Consider the following 14711-nt stretch of genomic DNA (forward strand, 5'->3'; position numbering starts at 1 on the left):
CGCAACCTAACCTGCCCTGACTAACCTGCCAGCTCAGTGGAATCGTGTGCATCCCCTCCCAGTGGAACCAACGTGAGCCTGACACCGTGCTGGGCCAGTACCTCGCGCGCACTCTCGGGCAGCTGCCCGTCGCTGATGACCTGATCGATCGCTTCCCAGCCCACCACGTTGAAGGTACCCACCTTGCCGTATTTGGAGGAGTCGCAGATAAGTATTCGGGTCGCGGCAGCCTCCACCACGGCGCGCTTGACCGGCACCTTCTGCTCGCTGGGAGTGGAGATCCCCAGGGCATCCCAGGAGGAGGCCGACAAGAAGGCCACATCAAGGTGCAGATTGCGCAGGAAGTGGGCGGTCGCCTCGCCGGCGCAGGACTGGTTCTCCCGAATGACCTGCCCGCCGGTGTGGTAGAGGCGGCCGCGGCCATGCTCGATCAGGTAGGCGCACACCATGAAATCGTTGGTCACTATCATCAAGTCTTCCCGCGGCGCCAGCTCGCGGGCCAGCTCGAGGGAGGTGGTACCCGCATCCAGATAGACGGAGCTGCCCGCAGCCACCTGCGCCGCGGCACTGTGTGCAATGGCGAGCTTCGCCTCCTGCATCAGGCTGCGCTTGGTGGCGTGGGAGGGCTCGCTCTTGATCCGCTCGGAGAGGCTCACGCCCCCCGACACCGAGAGGACTCGCCCCTGCTCTTCGAGCTTCTGGATATCGCGCCTGATGGTCATGTGGGATACCTGCAGCCGTTCGGTCAGTTCCGTGATGCTGACGGCACCGCGCTCGGCCAGCAGGTGCAGGATCTGTTGCTGTCTCTCTACGGGGATCATGGGCAATCCGTAACGCTAAAACGAGCACCCATGTTACCCCAGCGGGATGGGAAATTTTGATAAAAAAGCAAATCAAGGCTCACAATTCACAACAAATCACATCTCAACCGCCACCAAAGTCACTCAATCGGCTCCATCTCGCTTTAAATAACAAAAATTAACACCACTTAAGTTAAATTTTGTGACACCTGCCTGATATTTCACCACCACAAGCCCCTACTATCGGTTCATTCGTTGTAATCGAGGAACTGACAGATGAGCAGACCTTATCACGTTGCCGTCATCGGCCTGGGCGCCATGGGCATGGGCGCCGCCCGCTCCTGCCTGCGGGCCGGGCTCACCACCTACGGCATCGATCTCAATGCAGAGGCGCGCAACCAGCTGCAACAGGCTGGCGCCGCCGCCGTCATGGCCGATGCCCGCCCCCTGGCGGAGACGCTCGATGCGGTGTTGCTGCTGGTGGTCAACGCCGTTCAGGTGCGCAAGATCCTGTTTGGCGAGCACGGCCTCGCCGCGCACCTCAAACCGGGCACCGGCATCATGATCTCCTCCACTATCGCCGCAGAAGAGGCCGCAAGCTTGGCTCGCGAGCTGGCCGCGCTGGAGCTGCCGATGCTGGACGCCCCGGTCTCCGGCGGCGCCATCAAGGCCGAGGCCGGCGAGATGACGGTGATGGCCGCCGGCGCCGATGCCGCCTTCGACAAGCTGGCCCCTGTGCTCGATGCGGTGGCCGGCAAGGTCTACCGGGTCGGCAGCGAACCGGGCCAGGGCAGCACGGTCAAGATCGTTCACCAGTTGCTGGCGGGGGTGCACATCGCCGTGGCCGCCGAAGCCATGGCGCTGGCCAGCCGCGCCGGCATCTCGCTCGATCTCATGTACGACGTGGTGACCCACGCCGCCGGCAACTCCTGGATGTTCGAAAACCGCATGGCCCGGGTGCTGACCGGCGACTATCAGGCCCGCTCGGCGGTGGACATCTTCGTCAAGGATCTCACCCTGGTAGCCGACACGGCGCGAGAGCTTCGCTTCCCGCTGCCGCTGGCGAGCACCGCCCTCAACATGTTCCTCGCCGCCAGCAACGCCGGCCACGGCAAGGAGGATGACAGCGCCGTCATCAAGATCTTCGACGGCATCACCCTGCCAGGCGCGGAGGAGGCACGATGAAACTGGGCGTGATTGCAGATGACTTTACCGGGGCCACCGACATCGCCGGTTTTCTGGTGGAAAACGGCCTCGCCACCCTCCAGCTTGCCGGCATCCCGCCGGCGGTGGATCTCAGCGGCATCGATGCCGTGGTGATCAGCCTCAAGAGCCGCTCCTGCCCGGCGGGCGAAGCGGTACGCGACTCACTGGCGGCCCTCGACTGGCTCAAGGCGCGCGGCTGCCCGCGCATCTATCAGAAGTACTGCTCCACCTTCGACAGCACGGCGGCCGGCAACATAGGCCCGGTCACCGATGCCCTGCTGGCAGCGCTGGAGAGCCGATTCACCCTGATCTGCCCGGCCCTGCCGGTGAACGGTCGCACCGTCTATCAGGGCAACCTGTTCGTCGGCGCCCAGCCGCTGGCCGAGTCCGGCATGCGCCACCATCCCATCACTCCCATGACCGACAGCAATCTGCTGCGATTGATGGAGAGGCAGGGCTCGGGGCGCGCCGGACTGGTGCCCTTCACCACCATAGTGCAGGGCCCTGATGCCATTGCCGACGCCTTCGAGCAGCTAACACAAGCTGGTGTGAGCTACGCCGTGGTCGACACCCTCACCGAGCAGCACCTGCTGGATATCGCCGCGGCCGCCATCGAGATGCCGCTGGTGACCGGCGGTTCCGGGCTCGCCATCGGCCTGGCCAGGTTGCTCGGCAACGGCAATCCGGCCGCCGCCCGCGCCGCGGGAAGACCGCTCGGCACCCGCGCCGTGGTGCTGTCGGGCTCCTGTTCCGAGATGACCAATCGCCAGGTGGCCCGCTATCGGGAGGCGGCGCCTGCTCTCCCCCTCGACGTGGCAGCTTGCCTGACGCAAGCCGACTACCCAGCCGAGCTGGCCCGCTGGGTGCTGGGGCAGCCCTCGTCACCCGCCCCCATGATCCACGCCACCACCAGTCCGGCTCGGCTGGCCGAGATCCAGGCCCGCCATGGCCGCGACGCGGCGAGCGAGGCGGTGGAGCAGTGCTTTGCCCGCCTCGCCGTGCTGCTGCGCGCCGCCGGCATAGACAGCTTCATCATCGCTGGCGGCGAGACCTCGAGCCGGGTCACCCAGGCCCTCGGCGTCGCCGCCTTCCACATAGGCCCGCAGATCGCCCCCGGCGTGCCCTGGGTGCGGGCCACCGACGCCCCCCTCTCGCTGGCCCTCAAATCGGGCAACTTCGGTGACGAGACCTTCTTCAGCCGGGCACAGGAGTTTTTCCATGACTGAACAGGCACTGCGCGACACCATGGTGATGCTGGGTGCATCCCTTTTCCAGCGAGGCTATGCCACCGGCGGCGCCGGCAACCTCTCCGCCAAACTGCCGGACGGCACCCTGCTCGCCACCCCGACCGGCTCCTGCCTCGGCCGGCTCGATCCTGCGCGTCTCGCCCGGGTGAGCATGAGTGGCGAGCACCTGGGGGGCGATCGCCCCTCCAAGGAGGTGGCCTTCCACCTCGCCATCTACCACAACAAGCCGGAGTGCCAGGCCGTGGTGCACCTGCATTGTACCCACCTGACCGCCCTCTCCTGCCTGGAGGGACTGGATCCGGCCAATGTGATCCGCCCCTTCACCCCCTACTACGTGATGCGGGTCGGCCAGCTGCCGCTCATTCCCTACTACAAGCCGGGGGATGCCCGCATCGCCGAGGAGCTTGGGCGCCGCGCCCCCGAAGGCAACGCCTTTCTGCTTGCCAACCACGGTCCCGTGGTGACCGGCAAGGATCTGGTGGATGCGGTCAACAACATGGAGGAGCTGGAGGAGACGGCGCGCCTGGCACTGCTGCTGCACGGCCAGCGGATCCGCTACCTGAGCGAACCCGAGATCAACGAATTGAGGAGTCTGAAGCCATGAGCCAACTCTGGTCCGTCCCTCTGACCCGATACAAAAACAACGCATTGAGGAGCATTACATCATGAGCAAGTTTGCCGCCAACCTCACCATGCTGTTTACCGAGCTGCCGTTCCTCGAGCGCTTCGCGGCGGCCCGCGAGGCCGGCTTCGCCGCGGTGGAGTTCCTGTTCCCCTACGAGTGGCCAGCCGCCGAGCTGGGGCGCCAGTTGCAACTGCACGGTCTGACCCAGGCGCTGTTCAACATGCCGCCGGGCAACTGGGCGGCAGGGGAGCGTGGCATGGCCGCCATCCCGGGCAGGGAAGCAGAATTTCGCGCCCATCTGCCAAGCGTGCGCGACTACGCCCGGGCATTGGGGTGCCGCAAGGTACACGCCATGAGCGGCATCGTCGACCCGGCACAGAGCCTCGAGGCCCACCGCCAGACCCTGATCGACAACATCCGCTTCGCCGCCGACTTCCTGGCCGAAGACGGCATCAAGGTACTGCTGGAACCCCTCAACGATCGGGATGTACCCGGCTACTTCCTGGCCCACCAGCTCGACGCCCTGGCCCTGGTGCAGGAGATAGACAGGCCCAACGTGGGGGTGCAGCTCGACCTCTACCACGCCCAGATCATGGACGGAGATCTCACCCGTCTCATCGGCAAGCTGGGCCCGGCCATCGGCCACGTCCAGATCGCCTCGGTGCCGGATCGCCACGAGCCGGACGAGGGGGAGATCGCCTACCCACACCTGTTCAAGGTGCTGGAGCAGGCGGGTTACCACGACTGGATCGGCTGTGAATACAACCCCAGAGGCAACACCCGGCAAGGCCTGACCTGGCTGGCACAACAATAACGACCCTACACACGAACGAGTCTGAGGATAGCAAGATGCAGATCATCATCACCGGCGGCGGCGGCTTTCTGGGACAGAAGCTGGCCCGCGCCCTGTTGCACAGTTCCTTACCCTTCAGCGAGCTGCTGCTGGTGGACATTCAGGAACCACCAGCCCTGGCCGACCCGCGAGTGCGCTGCTTGCAGGCGGATCTGACCGCCCCCAGGGTGGCCGAGTCCCTCATCAGCGAACGCACCGCCGTGGTCTATCACCTCGCCGCCATCGTCAGCAGCCACGCTGAGCAAGATTTCGATCTCGGCTGGCAGGTCAATCTGGACACCACCCGCAGCCTGCTGGAGGCGTGCCGTCACACCCGTCCGGGTATTCGTTTCATCTTCACCAGCTCGCTGGCCGTCTACGGCGGCCCGCTGCCTGAGCTGGTGAACGATGGCACGGCGCTGACCCCCACCTCCTCCTACGGCGCCCAGAAGGCGATGGGGGAGCTATTGGTCAACGACTACAGCCGCAAGGGTTACGTCGACGGCCTGGCGCTGCGCCTGCCCACCATCTGCGTGCGGCCGGGCAAGCCGAACCGCGCCGCCTCGTCGTTTGTCAGCAGCATCATCCGCGAGCCGCTGCAAGGAGAGAACGCCCTCTGCCCGGTGAGCCCGGAGCTGCGCCTCTGGCTCTCGAGCCCCGCCACCGTGGTGGCCAACTTCCTACTGGCCGCCACCCTGCCAAGGGGGGATGCCCGCAGCATCAACCTGCCCGGCATCAGCGTCACCGTCGGCGAGATGCTGACGGCGCTGACCCAGGCGGGTGGCCAGGCGGCGCGGGATCGGGTGCAGTTTGCCGCCGATCCCGCCATCGAGCGCATCGTGGCCAGCTGGCCGGGACGCATCGACAACCAGCGCGCCACCGCCCTCGGTTTCATGGCAGACAGGACGTTTGCCGACATCATCGACAGCTTCATCACCCATGACATGCAGGAGGCATCATGAGCGACATCCCAACCCCCATCATAGGTCTCATCATCGCCGTCTTCGTGCTGGTGTTTCTGGTCATCCGCACCCGGGTGCACGCGCTGATCGCCATGCTGGCGGCGGCCTGCATCGCCGGGATCACCGGTGGCATGAACATCGACAAGACCCTCACAGTCATCACCCAGGGCTTTGGCTCCACCCTCGGCAGCATCGGCATCGTCATTGGCCTCGGGGTCATGATGGGCCGCCTGCTGGAGGTGTCGGGGGCCGCCGAGCAGATCGCCTACAGCTTCATCAAGTGGCTTGGCAAACGGCGTGAAGAGTGGGCGCTGGCCATCACCGGCTACATCGTCAGCATCCCCATCTTCGTGGACTCCGCCTTCGTCATCCTCTATCCGGTGGCCAAGGCGCTGGCGAAAAGCGGCAAGCGCTCCCTGCTCACCCTGGGGGTGGCGCTGGCGGGCGGTCTGGTGGTGACTCACCACACGGTGCCGCCGACCCCGGGCCCGCTCGGTGTGGCCGGCCTGTTTGGGGTGGACATAGGCGCCATGCTGCTGATGGGCATGGCCCTGGCCATCCCCTGCGTGGTGGGCATCGTCTTCTACGCCCAGTGGCTCGACAAGAAGTACCCCGAGTTTGCCCAGCAGGTGCAAAAGACCCCGGACGAGCTGCAGGTCACCTATGAGCAGTACCTCAAGGAGAAAGAGGGCAAGGCCCTGCCGAGCCTGACCCTGTCGCTGCTGCCGATCCTGGTGCCCATCGTGCTCATCTTCCTCAAGGCCATCTTCACCACCCTCGCCACCCTGGAGGGGATGGACGGCCTGATGGCGAACCCGCTGGTGCAGGGCATCAACTTCATCGGCACCCCCATCATAGCGCTGGCCATCAGCGTGCTGCTGGCGGTCTACACGCTAGTGCCGCACATGGACAGACACGCCACCGCCGCCCGCCTCGAGGAGGGGCTGCAATCCGCCGGCATCATACTGCTGGTGACCGGGGCCGGTGGGGCTCTGGGGGCCGTGCTGCGCGACAGCGGTGCGGGCCAGCAACTGGCCGAGCAGATCGCCCTGCTGCCCATCTCCCCCATCCTGATCCCCTTCATCGTGGCGACCCTGGTGCGCCTCATCCAGGGATCCGGCACCGTGGCCATGGTGACGGCGGCCTCCATCTCCGCCCCAATCCTGGCGCAGATCCCCGGGGTCAACATGCTGCTGGCCGCCCAGGCCGCCACCATGGGGTCGCTCTTCTTCGGCTACTTCAACGACAGCCTGTTCTGGGTGGTCAACCGCATGATGGGGATCTCGGACGTGAAACAGCAGATGATCGTCTGGTCCATCCCGACCACCATCGCCTGGGCCATCGGCGGCACCGGCGTCGCCCTGCTCAACCTGCTGTTCGGCTCCGGAGGCACCTGGCTGGATCCCTTGCTGCCCCTGCTGGTACTGGCGCTCATCATCTGGGGCGTGCGTCGCCAGCAGTTGCCCGCCATCAGCAGCGCGGTGACCGACAGCAAATAATCGCACTGCCATACCACCGAGGTATGGCCACCAGGGAGGGCCGGTCTGCTAGACTGGCCCTCTTTTTGTTCATTCATCTGCAAAGGAGTGTCGGATGTCTGCTGCTTCGTGGTGGGACAAGTCCACCGGGCTGGCGCTGCTGACCATAGTGCTGTGGGCCTCGCTGGCGGCGCTCACCTCCCGGGTCACCAGCGTGTCGCCGCTGGTGCTGGTGGGGCTGGTGCTGTTTTTCTGCGGGGCGGGCGCCCTGCCGTTCTGGCGTCAGTGGCGGGCTCGTCCGGTCAACTGGCTGGTGACCATCAGCGCCCTGCTGCTCTACCACCTGCTGCTGTTCATGAGCTTTCGCCACGCCCCCGTGCTGGAGGCGAACCTCATCAACTACCTCTGGCCGCTGTTTATCATTCTGTTCACCCCCTTGCTGCTGCCGGGTCACCCGCTGCACGGCCGTCACCTGCTGGCCGGCGCCCTGGGTCTGGCCGGCTCGGTACTGGTGATGGTGAACGGCGAGCTGCAGCTGCAACAGGCCTATCTGCCGGGCTATCTGCTGGCACTGGGGGCCGCCATCGTCTGGGGTGCCTACTCGGTGCTCTCGCGCCGGCTGCCGCCGGCCCCGGCGGTGATGACGGCGGCGGCCTGCCTGCCCGCCGGGCTGCTGGCGCTGTTGCTGGCCTGGCTGCTGGAGGGACCGCTGCCGGTGGTCCGCATCCCGACCGGTGACTGGGGCCTCATCATAGGGTTGGCACTCGGTCCCATGGGGGCGGCGTTCGTCACCTGGTATCTGGCGCTGCGGGACGGGGATCCGCGCCGGATCGGGGCGCTGGCCTATCTGACGCCGCTGCTGAGCACCCTGCTGCTGGTGCTGCTCAACGGCGAGCAGCTGACCCCCCGTCACCTGCTGGCCGGCGCCCTCATCATGGGCGGCGCCCTGCTTGGCATGCTGGGCAAGCCCCCTGCCCGCCAGCAGCAGCAGGCTCCCGCCCCCCAGCCGTAAGCCTGCCCTCTCGACAGTCAGCCCGGGCCGCCGGGCTGACTGTCATAAAAGCGCCATCTCTGCTGCTTAAGCTCACGCCGACGCCCATCGCCGTGGTTCAACAAGCAGGAATGCTGCCGTGAAAATTGCCCATTATGCCTCCCTCTCTTCTCTCGCTCTGCTGCTGGTCGCCGCCGTGCAGGTCGCTGCCCTCTGGCACGGCTGGCAACAGCTGAACCAGGCCGAGCAGGCCCAGCACCAGCACGAACGGCTGCAGCAGCGGCTCACCGGTACCCTGCAGGGCACCCTGCGCGACTACCTCGCCAGCGGCGATCCGCTGCGGCTGACCGAGGCCGAAGGGGTACGCAAACAGGCGCTCGCCCAGCTCTCCCAGCAAGATGGGGCGCTCACTGCCCCGCTGCGCACCCTGCTCGAGCAGATGGGAGCGCGCATCGACAGCGACTATCTGGCGGCGGGCAAGCTCTCCGGCAACAGCCAGTGGCTGCTGCAAAATGCCGAGAACGAACTGACCGATCAGGCCAGGGCGCTGCTGCGATACGGTCAGCAAGGAGCGACGGGGAGCGACCCGGCCAGCGCCGAGCGCTATCGCCAGCTGGCAGGCGACCTGCTGGCGGCCCTGCCGGGGCTCGCTCACCTGCGCCAGAACTACATGGAGCAGGCCAGCCCCAAGCTGCTGGAAGGGTTGCGGTTCGAGCTGGCGGCCCTGCAAAAACAGGCCGAGCAGCTGGCGGCCCTGCCGAGTCTGGCGCTTTTCGAGGCGCCTCCCGCCGACGAATTCACCCTGGGGGAGCCGGAGCGCAAGGAGCTGGGGGATCTCCCCAAGGCCGAGCTGATCTCCCTGCTCAAGCGCTACCCGCAGGAGCTGGAAAACAGCCGCAAGGCGCTGCAACAGCAGCAGCAGGCACGCAAGGCGGTGCAGCAGGATATTGACCAGATGCTGCAGGCCACCGGCCAGATGGGCAGCGAACTGGCCGCCGCCCGCCAGGCGGTGAACCAGCGGCTGGCCGCCATCCTCGGCAGCCTGGCACTCTGTCTGGTGCTGGTGGCCCTGCTGTTTGCGCTGGTGCAGCGCCGCTGGCTGGTCAGGCCGCTGCTGCGCCTGCGCGCGGCCTTCCTGCAGCTCGACGAGACCGGGCAGGCCGAGACCCTGCCAGAGGGGCGCGAGCGCAACGAGCTGGCCGACATCGTCGCCAGCTACAACCGCCTCATCCTGCGCCTGCAACAGGATCAGCAGCAGAAAGAGGGTCAACTGTCGGCGGTGTCGCAAAGCCTGCAGGGGATGGTCAACCAGGTGCAGGAGATCCATCACAGCACCCGCACCACGGAGCAGGCGGTGGGCGAGAGCGATCTGATGATGAGCGAGCTGAACCAGCTGGCCGGCGAGGTACACCAGGTGGCCGCCGAGATAGCGCAGCACGCCCAGCACAACGAGCACTCCATGAGCCAGAGCGAGCAGCTGGTGGGGGGCATGTTGCAGGCCACCGCCCAGACCGGGCTCGCCATCGACGAGAGCGGTGGCGCCCTGGCTCAGCTCAAGCGTTCGGTGGAAGATGTGACCGCCATCGTCGACGTGATTGGCCACATCTCCCAGCAGACCAATCTGCTGGCGCTCAACGCGGCCATCGAGGCGGCCCGGGCCGGGGAACAGGGGCGCGGTTTTGCGGTGGTGGCCGACGAGGTGCGCCACCTCTCCGCCGATACCCAGCGCTCCCTTGGCCAGATCACCGAGATCCTGACCAGACTGACCCAGGCGGGGGATCAGCTCGGCACCGTGCTGGCGCGGATCACCGCAGAGGCCGCCGCCCAGCGTCAACAGGCGGAGCAGCTGCGCCAGACCACCCAGGCGGTGCGGGAGATGGCGCGCAGTACGGCGGTCATCGCCCTGCAGGGGGCCGACAACGCCAAGAGCCAGGAGCACAAGCTGGCCAGTTTTGCCGATCTCATCGGCCGCATCAGCCAGCACGCCCGCCAGGGCAGCCGTCTCTCGGTGCAGGTGTCGGAGCACATTCACCACCAGGCCAGCCAGATCCCGCGCATCCTCGGCCACCAGGCCTGAGCCGTGCCGGTTCAGCCGGCGCCCCCAACCCGGCCCCTGCCATCGCGCAGGGGTTTATCTTTTTTTGTGGCACAAAATTATCTGTTATCCGCAGGTTAACGAGGAAAGATCCCTCTGCACAGTGCGATCCGTCCGGATCGGCCGGCAATTTCATCTGAAAACGTTGTCATCGCCGTTATGAGTGGGCTGGGAGTGTCCACAACGAGCGTCATGATTATTTGCACTCGGTCATATTTTTGAAACTTGGTGGGAACTTTCCATTGATATTTCGCACCGCGAACGTACTCTTGAGCTGTCCGATAGCCAAGTATCGGAACACAAAAAACAAAATATGTGATGAACAGAACTGCACCCACCGCAGATGTGCCAAGACGTCGCGGCCGCAGCCGACATACTCGAACTTTTTGCCCTTCGGGGTCTTGATTGCAATGCCAATACCGAGCGGCGGGCACCTGCCTGACTGCCGGACAAAAAAAGCTAAGTCCATAAAATCAGGAGCAATACAAAATGGAAAAAGTGATCTTCAAACGTGCCGCATTGAGCGCAGCCGTCGTTGCGGCCATGCTCGCCCCCGGTATGGTGTTGGCTGCCGACGAAGCAGGTCCCGCCTATGCAGCCGCCGCCAGCAAATTCTATGAAGAAGGCAAACTCAACGGTGGTCTCTTCTACTTCCAGCGTGATCGTCAGCGTATCGACGGCGACCCCACTGCCAAGAACAAGGAAGGCAAGTACCAGTCCAACCTGAGCCACGCCACTACCCAGGCCTCCCTGAACTTCAACTCCGGCTACGCCTGGGACGTGGTGGGTATCGATGTGGGCGGTTTCGGTGCCTATGACCTGGCCGTGACCGAGAACCATCCGGTCAACCAGGAGAACGAATTCTCCTTCGCCGGCAACAAATGGGGCGAAAACTACAAGGACGGTTCCCCGGAAGGCGGCTTCAGCCTGGCCAACGCCTCACTGAAATTCAAGGCGCTGGACGGTGCCCTCACCGCCAAGGGCGGTCTGACCCAGCTCTACGTACCGGGCGTGATCGGCGTGAACTGGTCCTATCAGCCGGGTACCTACCGTGGTGGCCAGATTGAAGGCAACTTCGGCGGCCTCTACCTGACCTACGCCATCGCCGACGAGTACAAATCCCCCTGGTACAAGGAGACCCAGAAGTTCTCCCGCGCCAAGGCATGGATGGATCCGTTCGCCGATGAAAACGTCATCGACTACATCCAGGGCGTAGCGGCGCGTTACACCTTCGAAAACGGCACCTCCATTACCGGTTCTTACGGTAACTCCGAGAACTACATGGACAGCTACCACTTCAAACTGGCCCACAAGTTTGACGTGCTGGGCGGCCTCTCCACCAGCTACCAGTTCTACGGATCCGACACCGAGACCTATCAGAAGGGCGGTGCCGACATCGAGACTTACGATGGCCTGGCATGGCAACAAGCGCTGACCGCCGCCTGGGGCATGGGCCCGTACGGCTTCCGTCTGGAAGGTCTGTGGACCAAGGCCGAGGGTAACGAAGGTAACTACCTGCCCCGTCTGACCCGTGGCTACGGCAACTCCCAGGGCGCGAACGAGATCTGGTGGGACTCCCGCTCCGACTGGAACGCCAACAACGAAAAAGCGCTGTTCTTCGGCGTGACCCGTTCCCTGGATGACCTGGTGGGCGCACCTGGCTGGTCCGTCGGTGTCTCCGGTGCCTACGGCTGGGATATCCAGAAAGGCGACGGCACCAAGGCCACCAACGGTGAAGATACCGAATGGGCAGCCAACTTCGACGTCATGTACACAGTGCAGGATGGCAAGCTGAAGGGCACCCTGTTCAAGCTGCACTACACCGATTACAACAACGACATCAGCCAGAGCGGCGGTTGGACCGAATACCCCAACATCTTCGCCTCCGAGAAAGACGTCAAGTTCCACATCATCATGCCGTTCACCATCCTGTAAGCAGGTGGTTGAACTTAGCAAACCGGGCCGATTGGCCCGGTTTTCTTTTTTCTGATCAGCGGGTTAACATGCAAAGCCGCAGGCGCTTATGCCTGCACCGTCACCACAAGGATGCGCCCATGTCCCGCTTCGTTCTGATCACCGGCTGCTCCAGCGGCATCGGCCTGGCCGCCGCCAAGGCGCTCGGCCAGCACGGCTACACCGTCATCGCCTCCGCCCGCAAGGCCGAGGACGTGACGCAGCTGCGCCAGCTCGGTTTGCTGGCCGTCGAGCTGGATCTGGCCAACGAGGCCAGCATAGAGAGGGGCGCGGCCGAGGCACAGGCACTGGCCGGTGGCCGCCTGTATGGCCTGTTCAACAACGGCGCCTACGGCCAGCCCGGCGCGCTGGAGGATTTGCCCACCCAGGCGCTGCGCGAGCAGTTCGACACCAACCTGTTCGGTTGGCACCACCTCATTCGCCAGCTGCTGCCGGCCATGCTGGCGGCCGGCGAGGGACGCATCGTGCAGAACAGCTCGGTGCTGGGGCTGGTGGCCATGAAGTATCGCGGCGCCTACAACGCCAGCAAGTTCGCGCTGGAAGGGTATACCGATACCCTGCGCCTGGAGCTGGCCGGCAGCGGCGTGCAGATCAGCCTGATCGAGCCGGGCCCCATCGACACCCGCTTTCGGGCCAATGCCCGCGCCGCCTTCCTGCGCCACATAGATCCCGCCGCCAGCCGCCATCAGGCCGCCTACCAGCAGACCCTGAGCCGGCTGGAGCGTGAAGGGGGTGCCCGCGGTTTTACCCTGCCAAGCGAAGCCTGCATCGCACCGCTGTTGCACGCACTCGGCAGCCCGCACCCCAAACACCGCTACCCGGTCACCTTCCCGACCCGGCTGTTCGGGGTGCTGCGCCGCCTGTTGCCAAGCCGCCTGCTCGACCGGATCCTCGCCAAGTCGGCCTGACGGCAACCGCTTCGCCCCCCCCGGCACGCCCGCACACTACTGGCAACCAGAGGCGACGACGCGCATCGTCGCCTCTCGTCTCATCCCCACCAACCGGCACCAGAGTGCAGCGCCAGAGTGGCTTGAATCATTCAAGCCGCCATCCCTGGCCGTCCCCGCTCAGTAGTGCTGGCCGTTGCTGTAATAGCAGCTCTTGACGATGGGCAGCACCTGCACCACCACATAGGTCTGCTCCCCCAGCACCGCTTTCAGGTGACGGGTGATCAGCGCCGCGGCCGCGTCCTGCAGCTCCTGCGGGCGTTCGAACCAGACCAGCTCGACAAACGGAAAGCCGGCCTCGCGCTCCCCCTCGCGCACCCAGTGGCTATCGATGCACTCCAGGGTGACGAACTCAGGTTTGCCCCCGGTGAGGGCACAGAGATCCGCCAGCAGGGGGGTGCTTATCTGCTTGAGGGTGTCGACGGAGACGGCCCGGAAACGAAGGTGGGGCATGGGAAAACCTCTTGGCTGTGACAAATGAGGACTTATCATAGGAGTTATTGTGACGAAGAGAAGCCATCCGCTGACATAAGGTGCCCCATGAGACTCCATCGCCTGCTGCTCCCCTTCCTGCTCTGCCTGCTGCTGCCGCTGAGCGCCTTAGCCGACCCCGCCTTCTATAAGGTCAGCAAGGGCGATCAACAGCACTGGCTGCTGGGCTCCATCCACGCGGGCAAGCCCTCGCTCTATCCGCTGCCCGACCCCATAGAGCGGGCCTGGCTGCAGAGCCGCGCCCTGGTGCTGGAGGTCGATCTGACCCACATCAGCCAGCAGCAGTGGCAGGAGATGGGGGCCATCACCCGGCTGGTGGACGGCAAGACCCTCAAGGAGCACATACCGCTCGACCTCTACCGGCGCACCATCATCGCCGCCGGCCAGAACGGCCTGACCGAGAACATGCTGGCCCCGCTGCGCCCCTGGTTCGCCGCCATCACCCTCACCCAGGCGGCGCTGGAGCGCACCGACTTTCGCAGCGCGCTCGGGGTGGATCAGCACTTCGCCAAACAGGCCACCGACGGCGGCAAGCCCATCATCGGCTTCGAGACCCTGCTCGAGCAGCTCGGCTACCTCGCCAGCGTCGGTGACAACCAGACCCTGATGCTGGAGAGCACCCTGGACGAACTGCCCGAGCTCGAACGCGGCTTTGGCGAGGTGATGAAGGCGTGGGAAGAGGGGGACGAGGCGACCCTCATCAACCTGCTCAAGTCGGAGATGGCGCCGCCCAAACTGCAGTCCTGGCTGGAACAGACCCTGCTGGCGGAGCGCAACCACAACTGGCTGAAGAAGTGGTCCACCCTGCCGAACGAGAGTTTCATCGTGGTAGGGGCCCTGCATCTTTACGGCAACCAGGGGCTGCTCGCCCTGCTGGAACAACAGGGCTGGCGCATCACCCCGCTCACCGAGCCGGGCCCGCGCAAGCCTGCCCGCCAATAGGCGCCGACAGGACCACGCTGGCCCCGTCAGGGTCTTTATATGGGAGGGCGCTCACAGAACCGGCTGCTGATTTAATAACCACAAGGGGACTTGATCGAGATCATCTCTTTGCTCCCAAAG

General features: G+C 65.1%; 13 protein-coding genes. 11 read left to right on the forward strand and 2 right to left on the reverse strand.

Annotated elements, in window-relative coordinates:
• Positions 1-20: 20 nt before the first annotated feature.
• On the reverse strand, positions 21-821 hold the full coding sequence (locus G5134_RS09855; protein WP_017779206.1) for a DeoR/GlpR family DNA-binding transcription regulator: 801 nt from the start codon (positions 819-821) through the stop codon (positions 21-23).
• A 255-nt stretch (positions 822-1076) separates the two neighbouring features.
• On the opposite strand from G5134_RS09855, the gene ltnD reads away from it, so the two are divergent.
• The 10 genes from ltnD (at position 1077) to G5134_RS09905 (ending at position 13118) form a co-directional block, all read left to right on the forward strand.
• The gene (ltnD, locus tag G5134_RS09860) at positions 1077-1985 is read left to right on the forward strand and encodes an L-threonate dehydrogenase (protein WP_268027095.1); all 909 of its coding nucleotides are present in this window, start codon (positions 1077-1079) and stop codon (positions 1983-1985) included.
• The gene (otnK, locus tag G5134_RS09865) at positions 1982-3232 is read left to right on the forward strand and encodes a 3-oxo-tetronate kinase (RefSeq protein WP_065017482.1); all 1251 of its coding nucleotides are present in this window, start codon (positions 1982-1984) and stop codon (positions 3230-3232) included. The genes ltnD and otnK overlap by 4 nt, the downstream gene beginning before the upstream one ends.
• A complete protein-coding gene (locus G5134_RS09870) occupies positions 3225-3857 on the forward strand; it encodes an aldolase (protein WP_017779202.1) in 633 nt (210 codons plus the stop codon). Before otnK ends, G5134_RS09870 begins: the two co-directional genes overlap by 8 nt.
• Positions 3858-3918: 61 nt before the next feature.
• Positions 3919-4692: a 2-oxo-tetronate isomerase gene (gene otnI / locus G5134_RS09875; protein WP_065017481.1), complete on the forward strand. Its 774-nt coding sequence runs from the start codon at positions 3919-3921 to the stop codon at positions 4690-4692.
• A 35-nt stretch (positions 4693-4727) separates the two neighbouring features.
• Positions 4728-5672, forward strand: coding sequence for a D-erythronate dehydrogenase (gene denD / locus G5134_RS09880; RefSeq protein ID WP_065017480.1), 945 nt, complete (start codon positions 4728-4730; stop codon positions 5670-5672).
• Complete coding sequence (locus G5134_RS09885; protein ID WP_065017479.1) at positions 5669-7171, forward strand: GntP family permease; 1503 nt, start codon at positions 5669-5671, stop codon at positions 7169-7171. The genes denD and G5134_RS09885 overlap by 4 nt, the downstream gene beginning before the upstream one ends.
• Positions 7172-7265: 94 nt before the next feature.
• Positions 7266-8162, forward strand: coding sequence for a DMT family transporter (locus tag G5134_RS09890; protein WP_065017478.1), 897 nt, complete (start codon positions 7266-7268; stop codon positions 8160-8162).
• Between the two features lie 118 nt (positions 8163-8280).
• Positions 8281-10218 (forward strand): methyl-accepting chemotaxis protein, encoded by a 1938-nt coding sequence (locus tag G5134_RS09895; RefSeq protein WP_421231986.1) that lies wholly within the window; start codon positions 8281-8283, stop codon positions 10216-10218.
• 507 nt (positions 10219-10725) lie between these two features.
• On the forward strand, positions 10726-12171 hold the full coding sequence (locus G5134_RS09900) for an OprD family outer membrane porin (RefSeq protein ID WP_124249228.1): 1446 nt from the start codon (positions 10726-10728) through the stop codon (positions 12169-12171).
• A gap of 119 nt (positions 12172-12290) precedes the next feature.
• Positions 12291-13118: an SDR family oxidoreductase gene (locus G5134_RS09905; protein WP_268027106.1), complete on the forward strand. Its 828-nt coding sequence runs from the start codon at positions 12291-12293 to the stop codon at positions 13116-13118.
• A gap of 159 nt (positions 13119-13277) precedes the next feature.
• Here the strand turns inward: G5134_RS09905 and G5134_RS09910 are convergent, their stop codons facing one another.
• On the reverse strand, positions 13278-13610 hold the full coding sequence (locus tag G5134_RS09910; RefSeq protein ID WP_005303745.1) for a DUF1904 family protein: 333 nt from the start codon (positions 13608-13610) through the stop codon (positions 13278-13280).
• Positions 13611-13697: 87 nt separating this feature from the next.
• Between G5134_RS09910 and G5134_RS09915 the strand changes: the two genes are divergently transcribed.
• Complete coding sequence (locus G5134_RS09915) at positions 13698-14591, forward strand: TraB/GumN family protein (RefSeq protein WP_268027108.1); 894 nt, start codon at positions 13698-13700, stop codon at positions 14589-14591.
• Positions 14592-14711: the final 120 nt, after the last annotated feature.

The organism is Aeromonas sp. 600276, assembly GCF_049175815.1.
Taxonomy (GTDB): domain Bacteria; phylum Pseudomonadota; class Gammaproteobacteria; order Enterobacterales; family Aeromonadaceae; genus Aeromonas; species Aeromonas dhakensis.

Coding starts and splice junctions, on each gene's coding strand:
- G5134_RS09855 (WP_017779206.1), bottom strand. CDS start 821: ATGATCCCCGTAGAGAGACAGCAACAGATCCTGCACCTGCTGGCCGAG.
- ltnD (WP_268027095.1), top strand. CDS start 1,077: ATGAGCAGACCTTATCACGTTGCCGTCATCGGCCTGGGCGCCATGGGC.
- otnK (WP_065017482.1), top strand. CDS start 1,982: ATGAAACTGGGCGTGATTGCAGATGACTTTACCGGGGCCACCGACATC.
- G5134_RS09870 (WP_017779202.1), top strand. CDS start 3,225: ATGACTGAACAGGCACTGCGCGACACCATGGTGATGCTGGGTGCATCC.
- otnI (WP_065017481.1), top strand. CDS start 3,919: ATGAGCAAGTTTGCCGCCAACCTCACCATGCTGTTTACCGAGCTGCCG.
- denD (WP_065017480.1), top strand. CDS start 4,728: ATGCAGATCATCATCACCGGCGGCGGCGGCTTTCTGGGACAGAAGCTG.
- G5134_RS09885 (WP_065017479.1), top strand. CDS start 5,669: ATGAGCGACATCCCAACCCCCATCATAGGTCTCATCATCGCCGTCTTC.
- G5134_RS09890 (WP_065017478.1), top strand. CDS start 7,266: ATGTCTGCTGCTTCGTGGTGGGACAAGTCCACCGGGCTGGCGCTGCTG.
- G5134_RS09900 (WP_124249228.1), top strand. CDS start 10,726: ATGGAAAAAGTGATCTTCAAACGTGCCGCATTGAGCGCAGCCGTCGTT.
- G5134_RS09905 (WP_268027106.1), top strand. CDS start 12,291: ATGTCCCGCTTCGTTCTGATCACCGGCTGCTCCAGCGGCATCGGCCTG.
- G5134_RS09910 (WP_005303745.1), bottom strand. CDS start 13,610: ATGCCCCACCTTCGTTTCCGGGCCGTCTCCGTCGACACCCTCAAGCAG.
- G5134_RS09915 (WP_268027108.1), top strand. CDS start 13,698: ATGAGACTCCATCGCCTGCTGCTCCCCTTCCTGCTCTGCCTGCTGCTG.